The sequence below is a fragment of the Micromonospora matsumotoense genome (genome assembly GCF_050951065.1).
Classification (GTDB): Bacteria; Actinomycetota; Actinomycetes; order Mycobacteriales; family Micromonosporaceae; genus Micromonospora; species Micromonospora matsumotoensis.
This window is the reverse complement of the sequence record NZ_CP192025.1, coordinates 158,041-184,851: the sequence shown is the minus strand read 5'-3', so window position 1 is coordinate 184,851 and position 26,811 is coordinate 158,041. Positions and strand designations below refer to the sequence as shown.

22 protein-coding genes and 1 pseudogene are annotated in these 26,811 nt (G+C 72.9%); 13 read left to right on the top strand and 10 right to left on the bottom strand.

The window, feature by feature from the left end:
* Positions 1-62: 62 nt before the first annotated feature.
* Entirely contained in the window at positions 63-2,654 is a 2,592-nt protein-coding gene (gene clpB, locus ACQP1S_RS00925) for an ATP-dependent chaperone ClpB (protein ID WP_432902098.1), read from the bottom strand.
* Positions 2,655-2,850: 196 nt separating this feature from the next.
* Here clpB and ACQP1S_RS00920 point away from each other — a divergent pair, with 196 nt between their 5' ends.
* The 5 genes from ACQP1S_RS00920 (at position 2,851) to ACQP1S_RS00900 (ending at position 7,080) form a co-directional block, all read left to right on the top strand.
* The gene (locus ACQP1S_RS00920; protein ID WP_432902096.1) at positions 2,851-3,903 is read left to right on the top strand and encodes a Fic family protein; all 1,053 of its coding nucleotides are present in this window, start codon (positions 2,851-2,853) and stop codon (positions 3,901-3,903) included.
* A gap of 225 nt (positions 3,904-4,128) precedes the next feature.
* Positions 4,129-4,635 carry a winged helix-turn-helix domain-containing protein gene (locus tag ACQP1S_RS00915; protein WP_432902094.1) on the top strand — a complete coding sequence of 169 codons (507 nt, stop codon included), beginning with the start codon at positions 4,129-4,131 and terminating at the stop codon, positions 4,633-4,635.
* 129 nt (positions 4,636-4,764) lie between these two features.
* Positions 4,765-5,265 (top strand): cation:proton antiporter regulatory subunit, encoded by a 501-nt coding sequence (locus tag ACQP1S_RS00910; RefSeq protein WP_091252210.1) that lies wholly within the window; start codon positions 4,765-4,767, stop codon positions 5,263-5,265.
* Positions 5,266-5,270: 5 nt separating this feature from the next.
* Entirely contained in the window at positions 5,271-6,476 is a 1,206-nt protein-coding gene (locus ACQP1S_RS00905; protein WP_432902092.1) for a cation:proton antiporter, read from the top strand.
* A 172-nt stretch (positions 6,477-6,648) separates the two neighbouring features.
* Positions 6,649-7,080 (top strand): hypothetical protein, encoded by a 432-nt coding sequence (locus ACQP1S_RS00900; RefSeq protein WP_432902090.1) that lies wholly within the window; start codon positions 6,649-6,651, stop codon positions 7,078-7,080.
* Positions 7,081-7,358: 278 nt separating this feature from the next.
* Here the strand turns inward: ACQP1S_RS00900 and ACQP1S_RS00895 are convergent, their stop codons facing one another.
* From ACQP1S_RS00895 to dnaK, 5 genes are all read right to left on the bottom strand, one after another.
* Complete coding sequence (locus ACQP1S_RS00895; protein ID WP_091252216.1) at positions 7,359-7,568, bottom strand: hypothetical protein; 210 nt, start codon at positions 7,566-7,568, stop codon at positions 7,359-7,361.
* A gap of 267 nt (positions 7,569-7,835) precedes the next feature.
* Complete coding sequence (locus ACQP1S_RS00890; protein WP_091252218.1) at positions 7,836-8,279, bottom strand: heat shock protein transcriptional repressor HspR; 444 nt, start codon at positions 8,277-8,279, stop codon at positions 7,836-7,838.
* A 28-nt stretch (positions 8,280-8,307) separates the two neighbouring features.
* Entirely contained in the window at positions 8,308-9,492 is a 1,185-nt protein-coding gene (dnaJ, locus tag ACQP1S_RS00885; RefSeq protein WP_091252220.1) for a molecular chaperone DnaJ, read from the bottom strand.
* An 82-nt stretch (positions 9,493-9,574) separates the two neighbouring features.
* The gene (gene grpE / locus ACQP1S_RS00880; RefSeq protein ID WP_091252221.1) at positions 9,575-10,318 is read right to left on the bottom strand and encodes a nucleotide exchange factor GrpE; all 744 of its coding nucleotides are present in this window, start codon (positions 10,316-10,318) and stop codon (positions 9,575-9,577) included.
* 42 nt (positions 10,319-10,360) lie between these two features.
* Positions 10,361-12,232 (bottom strand): molecular chaperone DnaK, encoded by a 1,872-nt coding sequence (dnaK, locus tag ACQP1S_RS00875; protein WP_091252223.1) that lies wholly within the window; start codon positions 12,230-12,232, stop codon positions 10,361-10,363.
* A gap of 211 nt (positions 12,233-12,443) precedes the next feature.
* Between dnaK and ACQP1S_RS00870 the strand changes: the two genes are divergently transcribed.
* The 3 genes and pseudogenes from ACQP1S_RS00870 (at position 12,444) to ACQP1S_RS00860 (ending at position 17,252) form a co-directional block, all read left to right on the top strand.
* Positions 12,444-14,297 (top strand): GTPase domain-containing protein, encoded by a 1,854-nt coding sequence (locus tag ACQP1S_RS00870; RefSeq protein ID WP_091252226.1) that lies wholly within the window; start codon positions 12,444-12,446, stop codon positions 14,295-14,297.
* 17 nt (positions 14,298-14,314) lie between these two features.
* Positions 14,315-15,972: pseudogene (locus ACQP1S_RS00865) on the top strand (GTPase).
* Between the two features lie 53 nt (positions 15,973-16,025).
* Entirely contained in the window at positions 16,026-17,252 is a 1,227-nt protein-coding gene (locus ACQP1S_RS00860) for a hypothetical protein (protein WP_432902086.1), read from the top strand.
* Between the two features lie 127 nt (positions 17,253-17,379).
* Here the strand turns inward: ACQP1S_RS00860 and ACQP1S_RS00855 are convergent, their stop codons facing one another.
* Both ACQP1S_RS00855 and ACQP1S_RS00850 read right to left on the bottom strand, forming a co-directional pair.
* The gene (locus tag ACQP1S_RS00855; protein WP_432902084.1) at positions 17,380-18,291 is read right to left on the bottom strand and encodes a hypothetical protein; all 912 of its coding nucleotides are present in this window, start codon (positions 18,289-18,291) and stop codon (positions 17,380-17,382) included.
* Positions 18,288-19,397: an SPFH domain-containing protein gene (locus ACQP1S_RS00850; RefSeq protein WP_432902082.1), complete on the bottom strand. Its 1,110-nt coding sequence runs from the start codon at positions 19,395-19,397 to the stop codon at positions 18,288-18,290. The genes ACQP1S_RS00855 and ACQP1S_RS00850 overlap by 4 nt, the downstream gene beginning before the upstream one ends.
* Before the next feature lie 76 nt (positions 19,398-19,473).
* On the opposite strand from ACQP1S_RS00850, the gene ACQP1S_RS00845 reads away from it, so the two are divergent.
* Positions 19,474-20,160 carry an NUDIX hydrolase gene (locus ACQP1S_RS00845; protein WP_432902080.1) on the top strand — a complete coding sequence of 229 codons (687 nt, stop codon included), beginning with the start codon at positions 19,474-19,476 and terminating at the stop codon, positions 20,158-20,160.
* Between the two features lie 137 nt (positions 20,161-20,297).
* Here ACQP1S_RS00845 and ACQP1S_RS00840 read toward each other — a convergent pair whose 3' ends face one another.
* Both ACQP1S_RS00840 and ACQP1S_RS00835 read right to left on the bottom strand, forming a co-directional pair.
* On the bottom strand, positions 20,298-20,879 hold the full coding sequence (locus ACQP1S_RS00840; RefSeq protein WP_432902078.1) for a phosphatase PAP2 family protein: 582 nt from the start codon (positions 20,877-20,879) through the stop codon (positions 20,298-20,300).
* 230 nt (positions 20,880-21,109) lie between these two features.
* Positions 21,110-22,081 carry a hypothetical protein gene (locus tag ACQP1S_RS00835; RefSeq protein ID WP_432902076.1) on the bottom strand — a complete coding sequence of 324 codons (972 nt, stop codon included), beginning with the start codon at positions 22,079-22,081 and terminating at the stop codon, positions 21,110-21,112.
* Positions 22,082-22,573: 492 nt separating this feature from the next.
* Between ACQP1S_RS00835 and pdhA the strand changes: the two genes are divergently transcribed.
* The 4 genes from pdhA to ACQP1S_RS00815 all read left to right on the top strand — a co-directional run bounded on the left by pdhA (position 22,574) and on the right by ACQP1S_RS00815 (position 26,586).
* Positions 22,574-23,752 carry a pyruvate dehydrogenase (acetyl-transferring) E1 component subunit alpha gene (gene pdhA / locus ACQP1S_RS00830; RefSeq protein ID WP_357901191.1) on the top strand — a complete coding sequence of 393 codons (1,179 nt, stop codon included), beginning with the start codon at positions 22,574-22,576 and terminating at the stop codon, positions 23,750-23,752.
* Positions 23,752-24,741 carry an alpha-ketoacid dehydrogenase subunit beta gene (locus ACQP1S_RS00825; protein ID WP_432902074.1) on the top strand — a complete coding sequence of 330 codons (990 nt, stop codon included), beginning with the start codon at positions 23,752-23,754 and terminating at the stop codon, positions 24,739-24,741. The genes pdhA and ACQP1S_RS00825 overlap by 1 nt, the downstream gene beginning before the upstream one ends.
* A gap of 5 nt (positions 24,742-24,746) precedes the next feature.
* Complete coding sequence (locus ACQP1S_RS00820) at positions 24,747-26,228, top strand: dihydrolipoamide acetyltransferase family protein (protein ID WP_432907673.1); 1,482 nt, start codon at positions 24,747-24,749, stop codon at positions 26,226-26,228.
* 220 nt (positions 26,229-26,448) lie between these two features.
* Entirely contained in the window at positions 26,449-26,586 is a 138-nt protein-coding gene (locus ACQP1S_RS00815; RefSeq protein WP_176739167.1) for a hypothetical protein, read from the top strand.
* Positions 26,587-26,811 lie beyond the last annotated feature (225 nt).

Below are 26,811 nucleotides of genomic sequence, written 5' to 3'. Positions count from 1 at the left end.
ACGGTGGGCCGGTGGAGCGCCGGGCCGACCCGGCCGGTGGGGCGGGGTCGGCCCGGGGAGGGTCAGCTGGTGGTGACGGTCAGGCCGTCCTTGCCGTCGGAGAGGTCGACCCGCACCGTGTCGCCGTCCCGGATCACGCCACCCAGCAGCGCCTTGGCGAGTTGGTCGCCGATGGCCGACTGGACCAGGCGGCGCAGCGGGCGGGCCCCGTAGATCGGGTCGTACCCGTGCTCGGCGAGCCAGGTGCGGGCGGTGTCGGTGACGTCCAGCGCCAGCCGGCGGTCGGCGAGCCGCTTGCGCAACCGGCCGAGCTGGATGTCGACGATGGCCCGCAGGTCGTCCCCGCGCAGCGCGGCGAACACCACGATGTCGTCGAGCCGATTGAGGAACTCCGGCTTGAAGTGCGAGCGGACCACCGCGAGCACCCCCTCGCGGCGCTGCTCCTCGGCCAGCGTCAGGTCGCTGATCACCGACGACCCCAGATTGGAGGTGAGGATCAGGATCGCGTTGCGGAAGTCGACGGTACGACCCTGGCCGTCGGTGAGCCGACCGTCGTCGAGCACCTGGAGCAGGATGTCGAAGACGTCCGGGTGGGCCTTCTCCACCTCGTCCAGCAGGATCACCGAGTAGGGCCGGCGGCGCACCGCCTCGGTGAGCTGACCGCCCTCCTCGTAACCGACGTAACCGGGCGGGGCACCCACCAGGCGGGCGACCGAGTGCTTCTCGCCGTACTCGCTCATGTCGATGCGGACCATGGCCCGCTCGTCGTCGAAGAGGAACTCGGCGAGCGCCTTGGCCAGCTCGGTCTTGCCGACGCCGGTGGGGCCGAGGAAGAGGAAGCTGCCGGTGGGGCGGTCCGGGTCGGCGACACCGGCCCGGGCCCGGCGTACCGCGTCGGAGACGGCACCGACGGCCTCGGCCTGGCCGACGACCCGGCCGCCCAGCGACTCCTCCATCCGGAGCAGCTTGGCGGTCTCGCCCTCCAGCAGCCGGCCGGCCGGGATGCCGGTCCAGGCGGCCACCACGGCGGCGATGTCGTCCGCGCCGACCTCCTCCTTGAGCATCGCGCCGTCGGCCTGGAGCCGGGCCAGCTCCTCCTCGGCCTTCGTCAGGTCGACCTGGAGTGCCGGGATGCGGCCGTAGCGCAGCTCGGCGGCGCGTTCCAGCTCGCCGTCGCGTTCGGCCCGCTCGGCCTCGCCGCCCAGGCGTTCCAGCTCCTCCTTGGCGGTGGACAGCTTGGTGATGTGGCTCTTCTCGGTCTGCCAGCGCTCGGACAGCGCGGTGAGCTGCTCGCGCTTGTCGGCCAGCTCCTTGCGCAGCCGCTCCAGCCGCTCGGCGGAGGCGGCGTCGGGCTCCTTGGCCAGCGCCATCTCCTCGATCTCCAGCCGGCGGACCGCCCGCTCGATCTCGTCCACCTCGACCGGCCGGGAATCGATCTCCATCCGGAGCCGGGACGCGGACTCGTCGACCAGGTCGATCGCCTTGTCGGGCAGGAACCGGTCGGTGATGTAGCGGTCGGACAGCGACGCGGCGGCGACCAGCGCGGCGTCGGTGATCCGGACGCCGTGATGCACCTCGTAGCGCTCCTTGAGGCCGCGCAGGATGCCGATGGTGTCCTCGATGGTCGGCTCGCCGACCAGCACCGGCTGGAAGCGGCGCTCCAGGGCCGGGTCCTTCTCGATGTGCTCGCGGTACTCGTCGAGGGTGGTCGCGCCGACCATCCGCAACTCGCCGCGCGCCAGCATCGGCTTGAGCATGTTGCCGGCGTCCATCGAGCCCTCGCCCTTGCCCGCGCCGACCACCGTGTGCAGCTCGTCCAGGAACGTGATGACCTGCCCGTTGGAGTTCTTGATCTCCTCCAGGACGGACTTGAGCCGCTCCTCGAACTGGCCCCGGTACTGCGCCCCGGCGACCATCGCGCCGAGGTCGAGCGAGACCAGCTTCTTGCCCCGCAGCGACTCCGGCACGTCGCCGGCCACGATCCGCTGGGCCAGCCCCTCGACGATCGCGGTCTTGCCGACGCCGGGCTCGCCGATCAGCACCGGGTTGTTCTTGGTACGCCGGGAGAGCACCTGGATCACCCGGCGGATCTCCGAATCCCGGCCGATCACCGGGTCGATCTTGCCGTCCCGGGCGCTGGCGGTGAGGTCGACGCCGTACTTGGTCAGCGCCTGGTAGGTCTGCTCCGGGTCGGCGGTGGTGACCCGCCGGTCCCCGCCCCGCACGGTCGGGAACGCGGCGACCAGGGTCTCCTCGGTGGCCCCGGCGGACTTCAACGCGTGGGACACCGCGCCACCCACCCGGGCCAGGCCGGCCAGCAGGTGCTCGGTGGAGGTGTACTCGTCGCCGAGCGGCCGGGCGATCTGCTCGGCGGCCCCGATGGTGTTGACGAACTCGCGGGCCAGGGTGGGCTCGGCGATGCTGGAGCCGCGCGCGGCGGGCAACGCGTCGACCGCGCGCTGGGCGACCCGGCGCAGCTCGGCGGGATCGGCACCGACGGCGCGCAGCAGCCCGGCGGCGGTCGAGCCGTCGGTGTCGAGCAGGGCCAGCAGCAGGTGCCAGGATTCCACGGTGGCATGACCACGCTGGTTGGCCAGCGCGACGGCACCGGTGATGGTTTCGCGGCTCTTGGTGGTGAGTCGTTCCGTGTTCATGGGCTCCCCCGGGATCGGCGTGTCCACTAGAACAGACACCACCAGACTTGAGCCTATTCCGCTCAACTCTGGTGGTGTGACTCACACCACAATGAGTCAGGACCGAACACGCCGAGGCGCGCACCGCAAACTACCCAAAGAAACCACTAAACTAAATAACTCTCCTCATCGTTAGGTACTTTATCGGGAGTTTGCCGTGCTCAGCTTCGCCGACCTGGACCATTGCATCGGCCACGTTCCCGGCTCGGTCGTGACGGCACTGAGCACCGTGGACGTCGGCCGGGGATCGGAGGATCTCTACCGCGACCAGCTACCCGGGCTACTCAACCAGTTGGCCGACCGGGCCCGGGTAGCGAGCATCACCGCCTCGTCGGCCATCGAGGGGATCGTCGTCGACGACAGTGCCCGGGCCGACCGCATCCTCGCCGGCCGGGTCACCAACCTGAGAACTCGCAGCGAGCAGGAGTTGGCCGGCTACCGGGACGCGCAGGACTACCTTTTCCACGGCGCCTGGCGACCGCTGAATCCGGGCCTCCTGCTACATCTACACAAGTTGCTCTTCGCCCACACCGCCGCGCCGGGCGGTCAGTTCAAGACCGAGGACAACGTCGTCGTCGACCGCGCCGCCAGCGGCGAAGTGACTGTCCGCTTCCGGCCCGTACGAGCGTCGGACACGCCCTATTTCGTAGCCGAACTGATCGATCGTTACGCGGCCGAGAGGACAGCGCGGCGTCACCATCCGGTACTCCTCGTCGGCCTCTTCGTACTCGACCTCCTCGTCGTGCACCCCTTCGAGGACGGCAACGGCCGGGTGACGCGGGCACTCACCAACGCCCTGCTGATGGATGCCGGCTACTCGGTGTCGAGGTACGTCAGCCTGGAGCAACAGATCGCCGTGAGCGCAGACGGCTACTACCAGGCACTGCTGGACTCGACCCATGGCTGGCACGACGGTGCTGCCGACCCCTGGCCGTGGCTGACCTACTTCGTCAACATCCTGGCGAACGCGTATCGCATGTTCGCCGAACGCGCAGCTTCGGATCGGGCAGACGGTTCGAAGCAGGACCGGGTGCTCGACTACGTGCTCCACCACGCTCCGCGCATCTTTCGGGTCGCCGATATCCGCACGGCGCTGCCCGGCATCAGTGACCCGACGATCCGTGTCGTACTGGATCGCCTACGTCGTGAGGGCGTGATCGCTTCGGAGGGGCTGGGCCGGGCGGCGGCCTGGCGGCGCCTGCCGTCCTGATCCGGCGGAAGGCACCCGCAAGGCGCTACGCCGGCAGTTACTCACCGACCAGCCCCGGGTCAGCGGGGCAGGCGGGCGGTGCAGGGGGTCTCGTGGTCGGCCCGGAGCACACACCGCCGGGTCACGCTTCCCCGCCCGGAGCAATATCGGCCCGATGGCGGTATCGCGATGGCTCGGACACCGCAATATCGGCCCAATTGAGTTGACCAAGGTAGAGCTTCGACGGTGGGTGCAGCGACTCGTACACCATGGCGCTCCTTCGTTGGACGGCTCGGTGTCGCGGTGCCGGAAGGGCAGCCCGGCCGGGCTGCCGGTTCAGCCGGGCTGCCCGCCCTGCCGTCGCAGCCCACTTCGGCGGTACGACGACAGGGCCGCTTCGCATGGCCGCGCCGACGCGGTCCTGTCGATCTCAGGGCTGGCACGACTGACGCGCCTTCTGGCCCAGTCGTGCCAGGCCGCGAATGCCAACCGGAGACCGGTTTGCCTACCAGGAGTTGCCGCCATGCCCCGAGTTTCCGACCGTCAGCGCATTGCCCAGGACTCCGCGACAAGATCGCCTCCGGCGAGTACACGCCAGGCGACAAGTTGCCATCCCTACGTGAGTTGATCGCGCACAACGAGGTTTCCGCCGAACCCGTACGCTCCGCACTACTGATCCTTCAGGCGGAGGGCCTCATCGAAGGCCACCAGGGCAAGGGAACCTACGTCACACCGCGCAGAGCCTCCCCTTGATCCCGCAGCGCGGGTCGGCGTTACCGACCGGCGAGCCGGCGACCACAGCCGGTGCCGGCCGCAAAGTGCTCACCAGCAGCGCAGACGTCCGCCGGGCCCAGCTTGGCCGCAGGGTATAGCCTCTCGTCCGTGCGAGTACGTGTCGAACAGACCCCCTTACCGGGAATCGGCGTACGTCATGATCTGATGACGGAATCCGGCCGCCGGCTCGGCGTGGTATCCCACCGCAATGGCCGCCGCGACCTGGTGCTCTACGATCCGGACGATCCTGATTCCTGCCAGCACGACGTCCCGCTGACCGACGACGAGGCGGAAGCGCTCGCCGACATCCTCGGCGCGTCGCTGATGCTGGGTCAGCTCTCCGGCCTGCGCGAGCAGGCGGCCGGGCTGCTCACCGAGCAGATCGCCATTCCGGCCGGGTCGAAGTACGTCAACAAGCGGCTCGGTGACACCAAGGCGCGTACCCGCACCAGCGCCTCCATCGTGGCGGTGCTCCGGCAGGGCGAGGTCAACGTCTCGCCCGATCCCACCTTCCGCTTCGCGGCCGGTGACGTGGTGGTCGTGGTCGGTACCCGGCAGGGTCTCGACGGCGTGACCGCCATCCTCGCCGACAGTGACCCGGACGGCTGAGGCGTATGCACGAAACCACCACCCTGCTCGTCGAGGTCGGCGCGCTCCTGCTGCTGCTCGGGCTGCTCGGCCGACTCAGCCGCCGGTTCGGCGTCTCCCCCATCCCCCTCTACCTGGTCGCCGGTCTCGCGTTCGGCCACGGCGGTCTGCTGCCGTTGGCCGCCAGCGAGGAGTTCTTCGCCGTCGGCGCCGAGATCGGCGTCATCCTGCTGCTGGTCATGCTCGGCCTGGAATACAGCGCCAACGAGTTGGTCGGCAACCTGCGCTCGGCGGCCCCGGCCGGCCTGATCGACGCGGCGCTCAACGCCCTGCCCGGTTTCGGTTTCGCACTGCTGCTCGGCTGGGGCTGGGTGGCCGCCGTGGTACTCGGCGGCATCACCTGGATCTCGTCCTCCGGGGTGATCGCCAAGGTGCTCGGCGACCTCGGCCGGGTCGGTAACCGGGAAACCCCGGTCATCCTCTCCGTGCTGGTCATCGAGGACCTGGCGATGGCGCTCTACCTGCCGCTGGTGACCGCGCTGCTGGCCGGCGTGGGCCTGGTCAAGGGTGGGATCGCGCTGGGTGTCGCGGTGTTCACCGTGGTGATCGTGCTGGTCGTCGCCATCCGCTTCGGCCACCTGATCTCCGCCGCCCTGTCGGCGAAGGACCCGGAGGCGCTGCTGCTCGGGGTGCTCGGCCTGACCCTGCTGGTGGCCGGTATCGCCGCCCGGCTCCAGGTCTCCGCCGCCGTCGGGGCGTTCCTGGTCGGTATCGCCCTGTCCGGGCCGGTGGCGCACCACGCCACCGAACTGCTCTCCCCGCTGCGGGACCTCTTCGCCGCGGTCTTCTTCGTCTTCTTCGGCCTGGTCACCGACCCCCGGGACATGCCGCCGGTGCTGCTGCCCGCGATCGTGCTGGCCGTGGTCACCATGGGGACGAAGCTGCTCACCGGCTACCTGGCGGCCCGCCGGGCCGGCATCGCCGAGCCCGGCCGCTGGCGGGCCGGCTTCGCGTTGATGCCGCGCGGTGAGTTCTCCATCGTCATCGCCGGTCTGGCCGTCGCCGCCGGCACCGTCGAACCCAAGCTGGCCGCGCTCGCCACGGCGTACGTGCTGATCACCGTCATCACCGGTCCGATGCTCGCCCGGCTGCCCGACATGCGCTGGTTCAAGCAGCGGCTGCGTCGGCGGATCGCCGCCCGGCACCCCCGGCCGATGCCCGCCACGGACTGAGAGCTGCCTGGTCAGGCCGCCGACACGGGTGGCCTGACCAGGACCTCCGTTGCCGAATTGCTCCCGGCGGGGTCTTCCGTCGGCCGGGCAGCGGCGACTAGCGTTGCGCCCCAGCAGGCCAGGGTCTCGCGGCGGACGGAGGCACCCCGCGGGTGTGAGCGGAAGGTTGCCGGTGAGCGTGCAAGGTCCGCCGTTCCACGGCTTCGCCAACCCCGTCGACCCGTCGCCCGGGGAGTTGCGGGCCTGGGCGTACCAGCCGGATTCGGTGCCGTTGACCTCCCTGCCCCAGGACTGGGATCTGTTGGTCTCCGGCGACCACCTGGTGCTCACCCTCTTCGAGTTGGCGCTGGACCCGACCTGTCCGGCACGCCGCTTCGCCCTGCACTGCCTCTACATCTACGCGGCCGACGGCATCCGGACGAACTTCCGCGCCCACCCCCGGCGGCGCTTCCGCAAGCTGGTGGAGCAGGCCGAGCGGGACGGCGACGAGTTGGTGCGCAACTGGGCGTACAACAGTCGGGTGCTGCTGGCCCGGCAGGAACTCTTCACCTACCACGACTGGTGCGAGGGCGGCCTGGTCCGGGACAACCGCCGGCTCGGCTGACCGACGGCGCACCCCGGCCCAGGCCTGGGCCGCCGCCACCGTGGCCTCGGCCCCGAACGGGCCGCCGCCACCGTTCCCCGGCCCAGGACAGGCCGCCACCACTGTTCCCCCGGCCCAGGACAGGCCGCCACCACTGTTCCCCCGGCCCAGGACAGGCCGCCACCACTGTTCCCCCGGCCCAGGACGGGCCGCCGCCACGGAAACCCCTCGACCTGACCCGACGGCGAGGCGAACGGGCCGGGACCCCCCGTGGGTCCCGGCCCGCACGTCGCGGATCGTCAGCGTGCCGATCCGCCCTGGTTGCGGCGTTTCTCCTCGGCCCGCCCCCGGTCCACGCCGTGGTCGCCCTGGTCGGCGAACCTGCCGTCCTTGACCTTGTCGGAGAACTTGCCCTCGGTGACCCGGTCAAACTTCTCCCGGACGTTCTCGGCCACCTTGTTGAGCCGCTCCTCCGCCTGCCGGGCCACCTTCTTCGCCGATTCCGCCACGGTTTCCCCCCGTCATCGGAGCCCGGATTGAGCCGGTCGGCCCTGATTCAGAGGCTAGCGGGAACGACCACTCCGCCGCCGGAAAACCCCCGACCCCCCGCCCGCAGATCACCACCGACCCGCAAGGGACGGAACCTCCCCAAGATCCACTCTCGTGAGCCGAAATAGCGGTGTCCCCACCGTGGGACACCGCTATTTCCGCTCAAGAGAGTGGATCTTGCCCAAATGGGCCAGGCCAGGCCAGACGGGCCAGGCCAGGCCAGACGGTCAGCGGTCGGGCTGGCGGCGGGGACGCCAGACGACCAGCGCCGTGGAGGTACGGTTCGTGGGCACCAGGGCTCCCCGCGAGAAGCCGCTGGCCAGCGTCTCCAGCTCGGCGATCCGCCGGTACGCGGCGTCCAGCTCCGCCTCCAGCCGGGCCACCCGCTGCTGGGCCTGCTCCACCAGGCGTTCCAGCCCGATGATCCGCTTCACCCCGGCCAGGTTGACGCCCTCGTCCTGACTGAGTCGCTGCACCTCGCGCAGCAGCACCACGTCGCGCACGCTGTAGCGCCGCCCACCACCGGCGGCCCGGCCGGCCTGCACCAGGCCGAGCCGGTCGTACTGACGCAGCGTCTGCGGGTGCATTCCCGCCATCCGTGCCGCGACCGAGATCATCAGCACCTTGGCCTCGTAGGCAGGGTCACCCGAACCGACGAACCCGTCCGACATCCCTCTCACCTCCGCACCCGTCCACCGGTCAGCCGACCCGACGCACCCGTGCGTCGAGATGTTCCCGGGCCGCTGGCGGCGTCGCGCCGGCGAACGACTCCAGCGCCGCCCGGGCCTCGTCCGACACCGTCGCCGGCACCACCACGTCCAGCGTGACCAGCAGGTCACCGGCCTGGCCGTCGCGACGCACCACACCCTTGCCCCGGGCCCGCAGCACCCGCCCGGACGGGGTCCCCGGCGGCACGCGCAGGGTCACCGCGCCGTCCAGCGTGGGCACCCGCAGGTCGACGCCGAGCACCGCCTCGGCGAAGGTGATCGGCACGGCCAGCGTCAGGTCGTCGCCGGTACGCCCGAACAGGTCGTCCGGGCGGACCTTCACCTGGACGAACAGGTCGCCCGCCGGCCCACCCCGCTGACCCGGCTCGCCCCGCCCGGCCAACCTGATCCGCTGCCCGTCGGCCACCCCGGCGGGAAAACGGACGTTCAGCGTGCGGGTCTTGGTGACCCCGCCGGTGCCGTGGCACTCGGGGCACTTCTCCTCGACGACCGTGCCGACGCCCTGGCAGTTGCGGCACGGCTCGGAGAAGCTGAACGACCCCTGGTCCCGGGTGGTCACCCCGGCGCCGTGGCAGACCGGGCAGGCGGTCGGCTGGGTGCCGGGCTTCGCGCCGTTGCCGTGGCAGGTGTCGCAGACCCCGGGCGCGCGCAGCGTCAGCGGCAGGGTGACACCACGCACCGCGTCCCCGAAGTCGAGGGCCACCTCGGTCTCCACGTCCCGGCCCCGGGCCGGGCCACGTGCCCGCGTCGGACCGGCACCACCGGCGCCACCGCCGGAGAAGATCGAGCTGAACAGGTCGGTGAAGCCGCCACCACCGAACCGGGTGTCCCCGCCACCGCCGCCGAACAGGTCGGAGACGTCGAACGGGGCACCGCCGGGCTGACCCGTGCCGCGCGCGCCCCGACGGAACGCGCCCGAGCCGAACAGCGAGCGCATCTCGTCGTACTCGCGGCGCTTGGTGTCGTCGCCGAGCACCGCGTACGCCTCGGAGACGCCCTTGAACCGCTCCTCAGCCAACGGGTCACCGGGGTTGTGGTCCGGATGTGACTCCCGGGCCAACTTCCGGTACGACTTCTTGATCTCGTCCGAGGAGGCGGACTTCTCCACGCCCAACGTGGCGTAGAAGTCCTTCTCGATCCAGTCCTTGGAACTCACCGGTCCACCCCCTTCCATGAGATGTGGCCCGGTCGCCCCGCCCACCGGCTGAGGGTGGGCGGGGCGACCGGATGGCCGTGCACTATTCCGGGTCGGCGACCGCGACCATGGCCGGCCGCAGCAGCCGCTCACCCCGCAGGTAGCCCCGACGCATCACCTGTACGCAGGTGGGCTCGTCGACGTCCGGCGAGGTCCGGTGCGCGACCGCCTCGTGCCGGGTCGGGTCGAACGGGTCACCCTTTTCACCGAAGGGCGTCAGGCCGAACTTGCCCAGCGCCGTGGTGAGCTGCTCGGCAACCGTGCCGAACGGCCCGACCAGGTCGCCGTGCTCGCGGGCCCGGTCCAGGTCGTCCAGGATGGGCAGCAGTGCGGCCAGCACCGAGCCGGTCGCCTGCTCCTGGACCACGCCCCGGTCCCGGTCCACCCGCTTGCGGTAGTTGGCGTACTCCGCCGACACCCGTTGCAGGTCCCGGGTCCGTTCGTCCAGCTCGGCCCGGAGGGCTTCCAGCTCGGCGCCGAGCGGCGAGCCCGTCGGGCTGCCGTCGACCGGCTGCGCGGGGGCGTCCACCACCGGTGGGCCGGTCGGTGCCGGGCCGTCGAGCGCGGTCGCCTCGGCCTCGATCTCGTCGACCATCACCTCGGCCTCCTCGACCAGCCCTTCGGCCGGGGCGTCCGCCCCGGCGTCGGCGGCGGCGGGCGTCTCCTCGGTCCTGCCGAGCTTGCGGTTGTTCCGGATGACGACCCGCGGCCCGTCGTCGGCGGGCTCGGAGCCACCCGGCGTCGACCCGGAGGCGCCCGGGTCGGCGGCTCGTGGCTTCTCCGTCATACGACTACCTCGATCCCTGTGCGGTGAGTTCGGCGCGGACGGTCACTTCTTGTCCTCGTCCACGATCTCCGCGTCGACCACGTCGTCCGGGCCGCCCGCCTTCGGGGCCCCGGCGGCACCCGCGCCGGCACCGGCACCCGCGCCCGGACCGGCCTCGCCCGGCTGCTCCCCCTGCTCGGCCTGCTGCGAGTAGAGCAGCGAACCGGCCTGCTGGGAGACCTGGGCGAGCCGCTCGTGAGCCGCCTTGATCTTCTCGATGTCCTGGCCGCCGAGCGCGCCGCGCAGCTCGCCGAGGGCCTCGTTGAGCTGCTCCCGGTTCTCCGTCGGCAGCTTGTCGCCGCTCTCGGCGAGGAACTTCTCGGTCTGCCACTGGAGCGCCTCGGCCACGTTGCGGGCCTCGGCCTCCTCGCGGCGACGCTTGTCGTCGTCGGCGTGCTCCTCGGCGTCGCGGCGCATCCGCTCGATGTCGTCCTTCGGCAGCGAGGAGCCGCCGGTGATCGTCATCTTCTGTTCCTTGCCGGTGCCCAGGTCCTTGGCGTGCACGTTGACGATGCCGTTGGCGTCGATGTCGAAGGTGACCTCGACCTGCGGCACGCCGCGCGGCGCCGGCGGGAGGCCGGTCAGCTCGAAGGTGCCGAGCTTCTTGTTGTACGCCGCGATCTCACGCTCGCCCTGGAACACCTGGATCAGCACCGACGGCTGGTTGTCGTCGGCCGTGGTGAAGACCTCGGAGCGCTTGGTCGGGATGGTGGTGTTGCGCTCGATGAGCTTGGTGAAGATGCCGCCCTTGGTCTCGATGCCCAGGCTCAGCGGGGTCACGTCGAGCAGCAGGACGTCCTTGACCTCGCCCTTGAGCACGCCGGCCTGCAGCGCCGCGCCGACGGCGACGACCTCGTCCGGGTTGACGCCCTTGTTGGGGTCGCGGCCGGTGAGCTGCTTGACCAGGTCGGTCACGGCCGGCATCCGGGTGGAGCCGCCGACCAGGATCACGTGGTCGACACCGGCGATCTTGATGCCGGCGTCCTTCACGGCCTGCTCGAACGGGCCCTTGCAGCGGTCCAGCAGGTCCTGCGTCATCCGCTGGAACTCGGCGCGGCTGAGCGTCACGTCCAGGTGCAGCGGGCCGGCCGAGCCGGCGGTGATGTACGGCAGGTTGATGTTGGTGGTGGTGGCCGCCGACAGCTCGATCTTGGCCTTCTCGGCCGCCTCGCGGAGCCGCTGGAGGGCCATCTTGTCCTGGCCCAGGTCGATGCCGTGCTCGCCGCGGAACGTCTTCACCAGGTGGTCGATGATCCGCTGGTCCCAGTCGTCACCGCCGAGCTGGTTGTCACCGCTGGTCGACTTGACCTCGACGACGCCCTCGGCCAGCTCCAGCAGGGACACGTCGAAGGTGCCGCCGCCCAGGTCGAAGACGAGGACGGTCTGCTCCTTGGAGCCCTTGTCCAGCCCGTACGCCAGGGCCGCCGCGGTCGGCTCGTTGACGATCCGCAGCACGTTGAAGCCGGCGATCTCACCGGCCTCCTTGGTGGACTGGCGCTGCCCGTCGTTGAAGTAGGCGGGGACGGTGATCACCGCGTCGGTGATCTGCTCACCCAGGTACGCCTCGGCGTCCCGCTTGAGCTTCATCAGCGTGCGCGCCGAGATCTCCTGCGGGGTGTACTTCTTGCCGTCGATGTCGACGGTCCAGTTGGTGCCGATCTCCCGCTTGACCGAGCGGATGGTCCGGTCCGGGTTGGTCACCGCCTGGCGCTTGGCGACCTCACCGACGAGCACCTCGCCGTTGCGGGCGAACGCGACGATCGACGGGGTCGTCCGCGAGCCCTCAGCGTTGGCGATGACGGTGGGCTCACCGCCCTCGAGAACGCTGACGCAGGAGTTCGTCGTGCCGAGGTCGATACCGACCGCACGTGCCATCTTCGCTTCCTCGCTTCGTTCGTTACGGGTGGGCAGGTCAGAGGGCCTGCCCGGGGGGCCGCCCGTAGCGACCACACCACAAGTTGAGTGAACTTGACTCAATAGTGCCACGCGATCGCCAAAGCGCAAGTCGAGTTGAGCCGACCCGACGCAACCTGACCGTTACTACCCTCCGGTTGTCTCCGTTGCCTCGGTCGGGCACGCTTTAGCGGTGACGACGCACGGCGATCCCGCCACCCGGTCCGGCGCGCCCACCGTCGCCGCCCGCACCGGGCCGTCGGAGACCGACGAGACGCCGCCCGGCCCCACCGGAGACGGCCTGCCCGCCGCCCTCACCGGCCTGCGGGCCGCGATCGGCGCGGCCCGGTTCCCGCTGGCGCTGCCCTCGGCCGAACCCGCCCGGCACACCGGCCGGACGCTGACCGACCAGCTCGACGACTATCTGCTGCCCCGGCTGGCCCGACTCGACGCCCCACTGCTCGTGGTCGTCGGCGGCTCCACCGGCGCGGGCAAGTCGACCCTGGTCAACAGCCTGGTCCAGGCCCGGGTGAGCGCCGCCGGTGTGCTCCGCCCCACCACCCGGTCCCCGGTGCTGGTCTGCAACCCGGCCGACTCCGCCTGGTTCCGCCAGGGTGAGCTGCTGCCCGGCCTGACCCGCACCAACGAGCCCAGCGAGGACCCGGGCACCCTGCAGCTGGTCACCGCGCCCGCGCTCCCACCCGGGCTGGCCTTCCTCGACGCCCCCGACATCGACTCGGTGGTCGACGCCAACCGGGCCCTCGCCGGTCAACTGCTCGCCGCCGCCGATCTCTGGCTCTTCGTCACCACCGCCGCCCGGTACGCCGACGCCGTCCCGTGGGAGCTGCTGCGCACCGCCCGCTCCCGGGGGGCCGCGATCGCCATGGTGCTCGACCGGGTGCCTCCCGAGGCCGCCGACGAGGTCGCCGCCCACCTGTCCGAGATGCTCGCCGCCCAGGAGCTCGGTGCGGCACCGCTGTTCGTCCTGCCGGAGACCTGGGTCGACGGCCAGGGCCTGCTGCCCGACCGGGTCACCGCCCCCCTGGGCAGCTGGTTCGCCCGGCTCGCCGCCGACGCCGAGGCCCGGGCCGCCGTGGTCCGGCAGACCCTGGACGGCGCGCTCGCCTCGCTGCACCCCACGGTGGAGATGCTCGCCGACGCGGCCGACGAGCAGGTGGCCGCCGCCGACGCGCTGGACGACCGGGTCCGGGCCGCCTACCGGGGCGCGCACCGGACCGTGGCCGAGGGGCTGAAGGACGGCCGGTTGCTCCGCGGCGAGGTGCTCGCCCGCTGGCAGGAGTTCGTCGGCACCGGCGAGTTCTTCCGGACCCTGGAGGCCCGGATCGGCCGGCTGCGCGACCGGGTCGTCGCCGCGGTCACCGGCCGGCCCGCCACCCCCGCCACCGACCTGCGCAACGCCATCGAGTCGCAACTGGTCACCCTGCTGCGCGGGGTCGCCTCCGAGGCGGCGGAGAGCGCGTACACCGCCTGGAAGGCGAACCCGGCCGGGGTCGCGCTGCTCGACCCGCCGCTGGCGCACGCCTCGGCGGACCTGCCCGAGCGGGCCGAGCGGCTGGTCCGGGACTGGCAGCGCGGGGTGCTGGAGCTGGTCCGGGAGGAGGGCGGCGACCGACGGTTCGTGGCCCGGACGGCCGCGTACGCGGTCAACGCCACCGGGCTGGCCGTGATGATCGCCGTCTTCGCCTCCACCGCCTTCATCCCGACCGGGCTGGAGGTGGCAACCGGCGCCGGCACCACCGTCGCCGCGCAGGCCGTGCTCCAGGCGATCTTCGGCGACCAGGCGGTGCGTACCCTCGCCGCGAAGGCCCGGGGTGACCTGCTGGAGCGGGTCCGCGCACTGCTGGACGAGGAAGCGGCCCGTTACCTGGACCGCACCGACGCGGCCCGACCCGGCGCGGAGGCCGGCGCGGGGCTGCGCCGGGCCGGCGGCCGGGTCGAGGTGGCCCGGCACCGCAGCGGCCTCGCCGACCGGGCCGGTCAGGCCCTGCCCATCCCGACCCCGACCTCCGAGGACGGCTCCCGGTGACCAACATCGTCGGCCGGATGCGCGAAGCGCTCCGGGGTGACCAGCGTGTCGACGCCGATGCCCTGGTGGCCCGCCTCGACGCGATCCGCCGGTTCCTCGACGCGGTCGACGGCGAGGTGCCCGACACCCGGCTGGTCGGCGCGCACACCCTGGTCGAACGGGCCGGCACCCGGTTGTCGCTGTCCCGGGACCACACCGTGGTCGCGTTGGCCGGCGCCACCGGCAGTGGCAAGTCCAGCCTGTTCAACTCCCTGGCCCAGATGGAACTCTCCCCGGTCGGGGTGCGCCGGCCCACCACCGGTGTCGCGCACGCCTGCGTCTGGGGGCCGCTGGACGGGGGCAACCGGCTGCTCGACTGGGTCGGCGTGCTGCCCCGGCACCGGTTCGTCCGGGAGAGCGCGCTGGACGGCGACGACGAGTCGGCCCTGCACGGGTTGATCCTGCTCGACCTGCCCGACTTCGACTCGGTGCAGCGGTCCCACCGGCTGGAGGTGGACCGGCTGCTCGGCCTGGTCGACCTGGTGGTCTGGGTGGTCGACCCGCAGAAGTACGCCGACCGGGTGATCCACAACAGCTACCTGCGCGAGTTCCACCGGCACCGGGAGGTGACGGTGGTGGTGCTCAACCAGGCCGACCGGCTGCCCCCGGCCGAGCTGCCCCGGGTCCTCGCCGACCTGCGGCGGCTGCTCGACGTCGACGGGCTCGACGGGGTGCCGCTGCTGGCCACCACGGCGGTCGAGCCGGACGGGATGACCGGGCTGCGGGAGGCGCTGGAACGGGCGGTGTCGGATCGGCAGGCCGCGCTGCGCCGGCTCTCCGGCGACGCCGACACGGTGGCGGCGGCCCTGGGTGAACTGGTCGCCGTCGAGGCCCCGGGGCACGTCCCGGACGCCGGGACGGTCCGTGCCCTGGACCGGGCGCTGGCCGAGGCCGCCGGGGTGCCGGCGGTGGCGGGCGCGGTCGAGGGGCGTACCGGCACCGGGCCGCCGGGACCACCGGCTGGCCGTTGGTACGCGGTTGGCGCAAGCTGCGCCCCGACCCGCTGCGCCGGCTGCACCTGCCCGGCCCGACGACCGATCCGCAGGGCCCGGAGCCCCTGCTCGCGGCCACCTCGCTGCCCGACCCGACGGCCGCCCAGCAGTCCGCACTCGGGCTGGCCATCCGCGCCGTCGGCGACCGGTCCGGCGGGGAGCTGCCGGCGCCCTGGCCGGCCGCGGTGACCGCCGCCGCCCGGTCCCGGCTGGCCGACCTGCCGGACGCGCTGGACGGGGCGGTCGCCGGCACCGACCTGGGGATGGACCGCCGGCCGTTCTGGTGGCAACTGGTGGGTGCCCTCCAGTGGCTGGTCACCCTCGCCGCCCTGGCCGGGCTGGGCTGGCTGGTGCTCGGCTACGCGCTGCGCGCCCTCGGGCTGCCGGCGCTGGAGTACCCCCGGGTGGGTGAGACGCCGCTGCCGACCGTACTCCTGCTCGGTGGGCTGCTCGCCGGCCTGCTGCTGGCCGCGGTGACCCGGCCGGTGATCCGCTGGGCGGCCCGACGGGCCCGGCAGCGGGCCGAGCAACGGCTCACCGAGGCGGTCGCCCGGGTCGGCGCGGAGTACGTCCTCATCCCGGTCCGGGCCCTCCTCGACCGGTACGCCCTCGCCCGCTGCGCCTGGCAGGACGCCACCCGTTGATCGCCGCCGCCGGCGCGGGTGTCCGGGGCGGCGCGGCGGCGTAGGGTCGTGCCATGGCCACGCCAAAGACCCCCTACGACGCGGTGCTCTCCGCGGCCCGCGACGTGACCAGGCTGGACTGCGCGCTCGACGCCGAGATGCTCGGCACGGCGCTGCTGGGCAGCGTCTACGCGATCGCCGAGACCGACCGGGAGGCGGCGGTCCGGGAGTTCGTCTCCGGTTTCCTCGCCGCCACCTCCCGTCGCCGGACGGCCGCCGCCACCACCATCCGCCAGGTCTTCGCCGCACTGGTGCCGGACGCCGAGGGCGCGGCGAAGGTCCGCCCCGGCGCGCAGGCCCCGGCCTGGGCCGGCCAGCTCGGCCGGGTCCACCTCACCGGCACCTGGTCGTACGGCGACGTGTACGGCGACCAGACCTCCTATCTGGCCACCTTCGCCTACGACGACGAGTCGGGCGGCCCGGAGCACGCCCTGGTGGCACTGGTCGACCACAACATCGGCATCACCAAGGACGTCTTCGTGGGCGGCCCGGCCGAGCGGATCCTGGAGCAGGTCCGGCAGATGTGCGCCGACGACGACCTGACCTGGTTCCGGGAGGAGGACCCCGCCCGGATGCACGGCGAGGTGGGCCGCCACCTGGCGATCACCGACGACCTCGGTGACCTGCCCGCCGAGGGTTCTCTCGCCACCGACCGGGCGTTGGTCGGGGCGCGGTTGGCGGTGCTGCCCGAGGCGAGCGCCGGGACCGCCGGCTGGGACGCCCAGCCGCTCAGCACCGACGAGCGCACCACGCTGGTCCGGGCCTTCCTGGCGTCCCCCGAGGCGGCCCGCCACGGGCTGAACACCCTCGACAGCGACGCGGAGCTGGCCTCGCTGCACTTCTGCCTGGGGCTGCTCTTCGACCACGCGGCGAGCTTCCCGGACGCCGACCCGCTGCGCTGGAGTCCGGCGGTGGTCGGGTTGTTCCTGCTCGACTGGGTGCACCGGCGGGCCGTGCTCGACATGGACGACGCGGCGCTGCTGCCCCGGGTGCTGCGCGCCTGGGCGGCGTTCGCGGCCCGCCGGCGGGGGCTGCCCGAACGGGCCGGCACCCAGACCGACGAGGCGATCGAGGAGCTGGTGCCGGAGTTCGCCCGGCTCTATTCGACAGGCGAGCGGCGCAGCCCGGCGACGGCGGCGGTGGCCCAGTTGATGGCCGACGGCATCGACCCGGACGACCCGGTCGCCCTGGACGCCTGGATCGAGGCCAACCGGCAGCGTCTCGGCGACGACACCCCCTGACGGTCCGGGGAGTCGTCGCCCCGGGAACGCGCCGACGCCCTGCCGGGTCAGCCCGGTCCGGGTCCGATCCGGGGTGGCCGGCGGCCGGGGTCCGGCGCGGGCCCGCACGACCGGGGGTGCCCGACGCTCACGGCTCGACCAGGGCCAGCCGGCCGGGGGCGACGTCGAGGCGTACCCGCTGGCCCCAGCGCAGCGCCAGCCGGTCGGCCTCCAGCCCGTCGGCGAACGCCACCAGGCCGTCGGACTCGGCGGTCAGCTCCAGCGCGTCGGTGCCGTCGAGGCGGCCGGCGACCAGCTCGACCCCGGTGACCGGCGAGGGCCACGCCTCCCGCACATACCAGCACAGGGCCGGCTCCTCCGGGGCGGGGGGCGGGGCGGCGGCCGGTCGGTCCCGGGCGATCGAGGCGCACCAGCCGGTGGCCCCGGTGCCGGTGCCGACGACCACCCCGGAGGACGACTGCCGTTCCCGCCGGGGCCGGCCGTCCCCGGCGACGTCGAGCAGGTAGCGGGCCGACTGGTGGGAGGCGTGCCCGACGTACACCTCGTTGAGGCCGACCAGCTCCTGCCCGTCGTCGAGGGTGGCCCGGACCATGGCCCGGTGCCGCAGCGGCGCGGCTCCGGCGGCCACCGCCGGGAGCAGCCCGGCCACCTGGTCGCCGGTGCACCGGACCAGCACCCCGGCGTTGCGGCCCGGCTCCGGGTCGACGCCGACGACGGGCTGCCCGGTGAGGTACTTCGCCACGTTGGCGACCAGGCCGTCCGGGCCGACGGCGACGATCACGTCCTCCGGGCCGAACAGGAACCGGGGCAGGTCGTCCCGGTCGACCGTGCCACGCCGCCAGTCGGCCGGGACGGCGGCCCCGACGGCGGTCAGCGCCGCCTGGAGGGCCTCGTGCCGGTCCACCGCCTCGGCCAGGTCCCGACCCCGGGCGCGCAGGTACCACTGGGCCGCCGCCCGGGTGCCGTGCCGGGCGAGCAGTTCCTCCAGCTCGCTGCGGCGGCGGACCACCACCACCCGCGGGGTCAGTGTGCCGCTCACCGGTCGACCGTCCCGGTCGGCCCGGTGAGCCGGCCGAGCAGGTCGGCCAGCAGGTCCGGGGTGACGGTGAGCTGGCCGATCGGCGGGAGCTGGCCGGCGAGTTCCCGGACGGTGAGGGCTTGCAGCACCCCCGGCGGCAGGGTGGCGTACGTGGCCAGCTTCGCCGCCTCCGCCTCGGCCTCGGCGGCGCCGACGGCGCGTACCGTCTCGGCCTTGGCCAGGGCGAGCAGCCGCTCCTTGTCGGCGGCACCGGCGGCGAGCAGTCGTTCCTTCTCTGCTTCGGCGGTGGCGAGCACCCGGGCGCGTTCGGCGGCGGCGGCGTTGGCGACCTGCTCCCGCTCCGCCTTGCCGTGGGCGGTGGCCAGCTCGGCGGCGGCGTCGAGTTCGGCCCGGCGGCGGGTGTTCGCGCCGTGCTGCTCGACGAGCTGCTGTTCCCGGCGGGCCAGCTCGATCTTGTTCTGGAGTTCGTTCTCGGCGATGCCGCGTTCCTGCTCGACGGCCTGCGCCCGGCGGGCGTAGGTGGCCCGGTCGGCCTGCACCTGCACGGCCTCCCGGGTGGGGGTCTGGAGGGCGCGTTCCAGCTCGGGCTCGGGCCGCACGGCGACCACCCGGGCGCTGACCACGGCCACCCCGATGTCGGCGAGCCGGGGCTCGGTGTCGAGCGCTGCGGAGACCGCCTCCCGGATGGGGGCGATCGTGGTCAACGCCTCGGCCAGCGGGACCCGGGCGAGCAGGTCGAGGGCGGGCTGCTGGGCCAGCTCGGCCAGCAGCGTGGCCACCTGGTCGAGCGGCCGGGACCGGGCCTTGCCGGTGCGTGGGTCGACCGAGAAGTCGAGCCGGGCGGCGGCCAGTGTCGGGTCGGCCACCCGGTAGGTCACGGTGGCCTGGACGGTGATGTCGGCGAAGTCGCCGGTGCGGGCGTGGAAGAGCAGGGGCAGCTCCCGGTCGTCCACCGGCACCTCGCTCAGCACGGCGGTCAGCGGCCGGTACCAGAACGACTGGCCGGTCCCCTCCCGGCGGACCCGCCCGTCGACGTGCAGCCGCACCCAGCTGGTCGGTGTCCCGCGCAGGTGGCGCAGGAAGAGTCGTCTCGTCACGTCGGCCATGTCTCGCACCCTCCCCTTTTTCGTCGTCTCGACGATAACCTCTCTGGTACCTTATCGTCAAGGTGGTGATAAAGAGATGACCGACTACCCGCCCTTCGCCGTGACGGTGGACCTGGTGGTGCTCACCGTGCGCGCCGACGAACTGCACCTGCTGCTGGTCCGCCGGGGCATCCCGCCGGACCGGGGCCGGTGGGCGCTGCCGGGCGGCTTCGTCGGCATCGACGAGGACCTGCCCGACGCCGCCGTCCGGGAGCTGACCGAGGAGACCGGGCTACCCGAACCGGCCGGCCACCTCGAACAACTCGGCACGTACGGCCGACCCGACCGCGACCCGCGTGGACGGGTGGTCACCGTGGCCTGGCTGGCCCTGCTGCCCGACCTGCCCACCCCGGTGGCCGGCTCGGACGCCGCCTCGGCCGAGTGGGTGCCGGTCACCCGGCTCGCCCCCGGCCAACTCGCCTTCGACCACGACCGGATCGTCGCCGACGGCCTGGAACGGGCCCGCGCGAAGCTGGAGTACACGCCGCTGGCCAGCGCCTTCTGTCCACCGGAGTTCACCGTGGCCCAGTTGCGGGCCGTCTACGAGACGGTCTGGGGCACCCGGTTGGATCCGCGCAACTTCCACCGCAAGGTCACCGGCACCCCCGGCTTCGTCAGCCCCGCCGGCCGGGCCACCGAGGGCGACCGGGGACGACCCGCCCAGCTTTTCCGCCGGGGCCCGGCCACCCGGCTCCACCCGCCCATGCTCCGCCCCGAATCCTGAACCGCCCGCCGGGCCCGAGGCTCCGACCGGGTCGATGCGCAGCCCGGCCACCTGCCACCGGTCCGACCGGCACCGGCACCTGGTGGGACACCGGCTCGCCGGGCACTGCTGCCGGCCGCACGGCCGGCAGCGGAGGCTCAGGAGAGCGGCACGTAGACCAGCCCGGCCACCAGCCCGCCCACCAACGCACCCACCACGACCTGCGCGACGGTGTGGTCGCGCAGCCGCACCCGGGACCAGCCGACCAGGGCGAGCAGCGGCACGGCCGGCAGCAGCCGGGGGCCGAAGGTGAGCACCAGCACCACCAGCGTGCCGGCGGCCACCGCGGAGTGGATGGACATCTTCCACCAGTGGCTGACCGCCACCGCCACCACCAGGCCGACCACCCCGGCCGCGACCAGGGCCAGCACCGGACGCGGCGCGCCGAGCGCCGCGAGCAGGGCCAGCCCGGCCGCGGCCGAGGCGAGCCCGAGCAGCAGCGGCATCCGCCGCTGCTCGCGGCGACCGAGGTGATGATCGGTGAGTCGACCCCGCCGCACCCCACCCAGGATGTACGCGAACGGGACACCGGCGGCGAAGACCGTGGCGAGCAGCCCCCAGGCCAATCCGCGCGCCCCACCCGCGCTGTGCCAGCCGATCACCACGGTCAGCCCGGTGACCAGCACCGCCGGCGCGGTCACCTCGGTCACCAGCCGGGCCACCCGGGTCGCCACCCCCACCGGCACGACCGGCTCGGCAGTGGCCGGGACACCCTCGACCGGCGCAGGCCCGGTCAGGTCGGGGGTGGCGGGATCGGTGGTGGCCGGGGGGCGTCGGAAGGTGTCCGCCGGCCGGTCGCCGCCCTCGTCGCGCGTACTCAGCGTTCCGCCCCCGCATCCGTTGCGCCCGGTCCGGCACGCCGGGGTGGTCGACGGGTCGACGGCGGCGTCCGGGCCAGCGGCGACGCGGCTCAGCCTGCGGCGTCGTCCGTCACCGTACCGTCCGGGTCGGGGGTGTCGTGGCTGGTCGACGCGGGTCCGGCGGAGGTCTGCGACGCGGGCACGGCGGGTGTCTGCGGTGCGGGGACCGGGGTGGCCGACGGACGGGCGGGCGGAATCGACGGGCGGGCGGGGGCCGGTCCGAGGCGTGGCACGGCCCGGACCCCGTCCACCGGGCGGCCGGGGCGGGGCGTGCCGGTCGGGATCGCCGTCGCGGTGGGCCGGGGACGTGAGGTGGGGACCAGGGTGACCGTGACGGTGGGCCGGGGGTCGACCGTCACGGTGGGTCCCGGTGTCGGGGTGGGCCCGGGGGTCGGCGTGGGCTCGGGCGTGGAGGTCGGCTCCAGGGTCGGCGTGGGTTCCGGGGTCGGCGTGGGGGTGTCGGAGGGCGCCGCGGTCGGCGACGGCTCCGGTGGCGGCTCGGAGAGGGTGGCGGTCGGCTCGGCGCTCGGGCTCGGTTCCGCGCTCGGCGTGGCGGTGGGGGTGGGGTGGGACGGGGCGTTGGGCGCAGACGTCCGGCGGATCGGCCGGGGCATGGTGGGTGCCGGCGGGGGTGGAGCGGGGCGGTGGGCGGAGCCGCCGTCGACGGCGGCCGGGGCCGGAGCGGCGGCCGGAGCGGGCGGCGGTGCACCGGTCGGCGGGAGGGCCGGCCGACCGGTGGCGGGCACCGGGACGACGACCGGACCGACCGACGGGGTGGGCAGGAACGGGGTGCCGCCGTCCGGCAGCGCGGTGCTGCCCACGGTGGCCGAGCCGGTGCTGATCGCGGCGAGCACCGGCATCGAGGCGGCCCCGGCGAGCAGGGCGACGGTGAACAGGTAGCCCCGGTGCGGCCCGCCGGGGCCGGGGGCGCGGTGGACGCCGATCATCCGTCGGTAGCTGCCACCGCCGGCCCGGTGCCGACCGAGGAGGGGTACCGGAGGACCGTCACCTGGCTCGGACACCGCAGCACTCCCTCGTCGACCTGGACGCGATCATCGGTGGGCCGCCCGACAAGAACGGACATTATTCGCTAAACACCCACCAGCACTGGCCAGCTTGACCCAGTGACGCCCAGTTCACCAGCCAATACAGCGTGTCGACACACAAAAAGTCCGTCACCGCGCGGCAGCCCCGCGACAAAAAGTCCACGCGTCGTGAAGCGGACTTAACGCCACCGGCGGGAGGGCCATACTGTGGGGCCGCTCACCTCCTCTGCAATCATTCAGGCACGACGGCAACGCAGCCGCACCTCCGCGTACCCCGTGGCAGGCGTGACTGGTGGCCGACGCTCCCGAACCGGGTTCGACCCATGGATCCGGCTCAGGCCGTGCGGCAACCCCCACCGGGGCTAGGCACGGCCGCCAGGAACCAGTCCGGCAACAGCCGGGCCGGCGCACGTTGTGCGCGGACGGGTGACCCCCCGGCTCGGGCACAGACACGACAGGGAGAGACGGATGGCAAAGGGCGACCCTGCGGTCTCCAGCCGCGGCCGGCGAGCCGCACCCCGGTCCCGGCGAGCCGCCGCGACCGGCGAGCCGGAACTCGTACAACTGCTCACCCCCACCGGCGAGCGGATCGAGAGCGCGACCGGCCCGGACGGCACCGAGTACCGCGTCGACTTCACCGACGAGGAGTACCGCGGCCTCTACCGTGACCTGGTGCTGGTCCGCAAGCTCGACGCCGAGGCGACCGCGTTGCAGCGGCAGGGCGAGTTGGGCCTCTGGGCCTCGCTGCTCGGCCAGGAGGCCGCCCAGGTCGGCTCCGGGCGGGCGCTGCGCAGCCAGGACATGGCCTTCCCGACCTACCGGGAGCACGGCGTCCTCTACTGCCGGGGCATCGACCCGATCATGCCGCTCGGCCTGTTCCGCGGCGTCGACCAGGGCGGCTGGGACCCGAACGAGTTCAAGTTCAACATGTACACGATCGTCATCGGGGCACAGACCCTGCACGCGACCGGGTACGCCATGGGCGTCCACATGGACGGCAAGACCGGCACCGAGGACGGCGAGGCGGTGATCGCCTACTTCGGCGACGGCGCCACCAGCCAGGGCGACGTCAACGAGGCGTTCGTCTGGGCCAGCGTCTTCAACGCCCCCCTCGTCTTCTTCTGCCAGAACAACCAGTACGCCATCTCCGAGCCGCTGGAGCGCCAGACCCGGGTCCCGCTCTACCGGCGGGCCGGTGGCTTCGGCTTCCCCGGCGTCCGGGTCGACGGCAACGACGTGCTCGCGTCGTACGCGGTGACCCGGCACGCGCTGGACAACGCCCGGCTCGGCCAGGGCCCCAGCCTGATCGAGGCGTACACCTACCGGATGGGCGCGCACACCACCTCGGACGACCCGACCCGCTACCGGATCGCCAGCGAGGTCGAGGCCTGGCAGGCCAAGGACCCGATCGCCCGGATGAAGGCGTTCCTCGACAAGCAGCAGATCGCCGATGACGCGTTCTTCGCCGAGGTCGACGAGCAGGCCCGCGCCGAGGCGGTGCACCTGCGCGAACGGGTGCTCGAACTGCCCGACCCGGCACCGGTGTCGATGTTCGACCACGTCTACCCGCACGGCTCGCCCGAGCTGGACGCCCAGCGGGCCCGGTTCAGCGCCTACATGGAGTCGTTCGAGGGGAGCGCGCACTGATGGCCACGGAGACGCTCACCCTCGGCAAGGCCCTCAACACCGGTCTGCGCCGCGCCCTGGAGAACGACCCGAAGGTCGTCATCATGGGCGAGGACGTCGGCAAGCTCGGCGGCGTCTTCCGGATCACCGACGGGTTGCAGAAGGACTTCGGCGACCAGCGGGTGATCGACACCCCGCTGGCCGAGTCCGGCATCATCGGCACCGCCGTCGGCCTGGCCATCCGGGGTTTCCGGCCGATCTGCGAGATCCAGTTCGACGGCTTCGTCTACCCGGCGTACGACCAGATCGTGTCGCAGGTGGCCAAGATGCACTACCGGTCGCAGGGGAAGGTCACCATCCCGATGGTGATCCGGATCCCCTACGGCGGTGGCATCGGCGCGGTCGAGCACCACTCCGAGTCGCCGGAGGCGTACTTCGCGCACACCGCCGGGCTGAAGGTGGTGACCTGCGCCAACCCGCAGGACGCGTACGTGATGATCCAGCAGGCCATCGCCTCGGACGACCCGATCGTCTTCCTGGAGCCGAAGCGGCGCTACTGGGAGAAGGGCCCGGTCGAGTTGGACGCCCCGTTGTCCGGGGCGTACCCGCTGCACTCCGCCCGGGTGGTGCGGCCGGGCGCCGACGCGACCGTGCTGGCGTACGGCCCGATGGTGCGGACCTGCCTGGACGCGGCGACCGCCGCCGCCGAGGACGGCCGGGAGCTGGAGGTCGTCGACCTGCGCACGCTCTCCCCGCTGGACCTGACCGCCGCCTACGAGTCGGTGCGGCGCACCGGCCGGTGCGTGGTCGTCCACGAGGCCCCCGGCAACCTGGGGCTGGGTTCGGAGGTCGCGGCCCGGATCACCGAGGAGTGCTTCTACTCCCTGGAGTCCCCGGTGCTGCGGGTGACCGGCTACGACACCCCCTACCCGGCCAGCCGGGTGGAGGAGGAGTACCTGCCCGACCTCGACCGGGTGCTCGACGCCGTCGACCGCACCTTCGGCTGGTGAGCGCGATGTCCCGGATCAAGGAATTCAACCTGCCCGACCTGGGTGAGGGCCTGACCGAGGGGGAGATCCTCGCCTGGCTGGTCAAGGTGGGCGACGTCATCGAGCTGAACCAGCCGATCGTCGAGGTGGAGACGGCCAAGGCGGCCGTCGAGATCCCGGCGAAGTGGGCCGGTGAGGTGCGGTCGATCTTCCATCCGGAGGGGACCACGGTCGAGGTCGGCACCCCGATCATCGCGATCGACACCGACCCGGGTGCCGGGCCGGTGCCGGAGTCGACGACCGCCGCCGCGTCGGCGGACCTGCCCACCCCGTCGGCCGCGTCGCTGGCCGCGGTGCAGGTCGCGCCCGCCGAGGGCATGGTCGAGCCGGGTCTGATCGGCGGCGTCGCCCCGGGTGGGCGCACCGCCGTGCTGGTCGGCTACGGCCCGCGCAACGGGCCGGCCAAGCGCCGGCAGCGCAAGGACGGTCCACCCCAGCAACCCGCCACCACCCCCCGGCCGGCCGCACCGGCCCAGGTCGCGACGCCGGTTCCGGCCGCGCCGGTGGCTCCGGCGTCGGTCGCGCCGACGGGGAACGGCAACGGCCGGGCGGGTGGCCCGGTGCTGGCGAAGCCGCCGGTGCGCAAGTTCGCCAAGGACCTCGGGATCGACCTGGCCACGCTGACCGGGTCGGGTCCGCTCGGTTCGATCACGCGCGACGACGTACAGCGGGCGGTGGACGGGAGCACGGTGGTGGCCGAGCCGCTGGCGGCGACGTCGCCGACCACCTCGGCCGCGAGCTTCGGCGCGGACCGCGAGCAGCGCATCCCGGTCAAGGGGGTACGCCGGCTCACCGCCGAGAACATGTCCCGCTCGGCGTTCACCGCCCCGCACGTCACGGAGTTCCTGACCGTGGACGTGACCCGGGCGATGAAGGCGCTGGACCGGCTGCGCGGGCGGCGGGAGTGGCGGGACGTCCGGGTCTCGCCGTTGCTGCTGGTCGCCAAGGCGGTGCTGCTGGCGGTCCGGCGGCACCCGATGGTCAACTCGACCTGGGCCGGCGACGAGATCGTCGTCAAGGAGTACGTCAACCTGGGCATCGCGGCGGCCACCGAGCGTGGCCTGATCGTGCCGAACATCAAGGACGCCGGCCGACTCACGCTGCGTGAGCTGGCGGATGCGATGACGGGTCTGGTGCAGACGGCGAAGGCGGGGAGGACCTCCCCGGCGGACATGTCCGGCGGCACCCTGACGATCACCAACGTTGGGGTGTTCGGGGTGGACACCGGCACCCCGATCCTGCCTCCGGGCGAGTCCGCGATCCTGGCCTTCGGTGCGGTACGCGAGCTGCCCTGGGTGCACAAGGGCAAGGTCAAGCCACGCCAGGTGACCACCCTGGGGCTCTCCTTCGATCACCGGATCATCGACGGCGAGTTGGGTTCGAAGTTCCTGCGGGACATCGGGGACTTCCTCGCCGACCCGGAGGCGGCGTTGCTCGCCTGGACCTGAGGTCCGTGACGTTCCGGCGACGGCCGGTGTGCCCAGGGTGAACGCCCGGCACACCGGCCGTCGCCATTTGGGGGAAGAAACAGTGACCCAGATCCCTCGTTGACCTACGATCCTTAGGCCCGTGTTGCAGCTCACCTACTAATCGATGGCGATCGGCGACAGAGGGGTGTTCAATGGAGTCATCAGGGGCTGACAACCGAATAGCCGAAGGAAAGACACCATGAGCATGATCGAGCGAATCCGCACCCGTCGTGACGCCAACCGTCGGGCCCGTGCCATCGAGCACGCGCTGCGCTCCACCAACTCGCCGGCAGTCCGCGAGGAGATCCTCGCGATCGCCCAGCGTCACATGAGCTGACCCGGGACAGACTTCTCTCCCCCTCCTCCAGATCGATGACCCGCCCGGGCCCCGGGCGGGTCATCGGCGTTCCAGGCACGCTGAGACCGGGATTCCGCCTCGCCACGACGCCCGGTACGGTGGTTCCGGTCGCCACCCGCCGACCTGGACACCGATCGTGCCGGATGAGAGCCGATCGACACCGTCCAGTGACGTGGAGTGACGGCCGGTGCTCCCTGGGTGCCA

Bases quoted from the DNA above. Each gene is read 5' to 3' on its own strand.
- clpB (WP_432902098.1), bottom strand. From the start codon at position 2,654: ATGAACACGGAACGACTCACCACCAAGAGCCGCGAAACCATCACCGGT.
- ACQP1S_RS00905 (WP_432902092.1), top strand. From the start codon at position 5,271: ATGCACGAAACCACCACCCTGCTCGTCGAGGTCGGCGCGCTCCTGCTG.
- ACQP1S_RS00890 (WP_091252218.1), bottom strand. From the start codon at position 8,279: ATGTCGGACGGGTTCGTCGGTTCGGGTGACCCTGCCTACGAGGCCAAG.
- grpE (WP_091252221.1), bottom strand. From the start codon at position 10,318: ATGACGGAGAAGCCACGAGCCGCCGACCCGGGCGCCTCCGGGTCGACG.
- dnaK (WP_091252223.1), bottom strand. From the start codon at position 12,232: ATGGCACGTGCGGTCGGTATCGACCTCGGCACGACGAACTCCTGCGTC.
- ACQP1S_RS00860 (WP_432902086.1), top strand. From the start codon at position 16,026: ATGGCCACGCCAAAGACCCCCTACGACGCGGTGCTCTCCGCGGCCCGC.
- ACQP1S_RS00850 (WP_432902082.1), bottom strand. From the start codon at position 19,397: ATGGCCGACGTGACGAGACGACTCTTCCTGCGCCACCTGCGCGGGACA.
- ACQP1S_RS00845 (WP_432902080.1), top strand. From the start codon at position 19,474: ATGACCGACTACCCGCCCTTCGCCGTGACGGTGGACCTGGTGGTGCTC.
- pdhA (WP_357901191.1), top strand. From the start codon at position 22,574: ATGGCAAAGGGCGACCCTGCGGTCTCCAGCCGCGGCCGGCGAGCCGCA.
- ACQP1S_RS00825 (WP_432902074.1), top strand. From the start codon at position 23,752: ATGGCCACGGAGACGCTCACCCTCGGCAAGGCCCTCAACACCGGTCTG.
- ACQP1S_RS00820 (WP_432907673.1), top strand. From the start codon at position 24,747: ATGTCCCGGATCAAGGAATTCAACCTGCCCGACCTGGGTGAGGGCCTG.
- ACQP1S_RS00815 (WP_176739167.1), top strand. From the start codon at position 26,449: ATGAGCATGATCGAGCGAATCCGCACCCGTCGTGACGCCAACCGTCGG.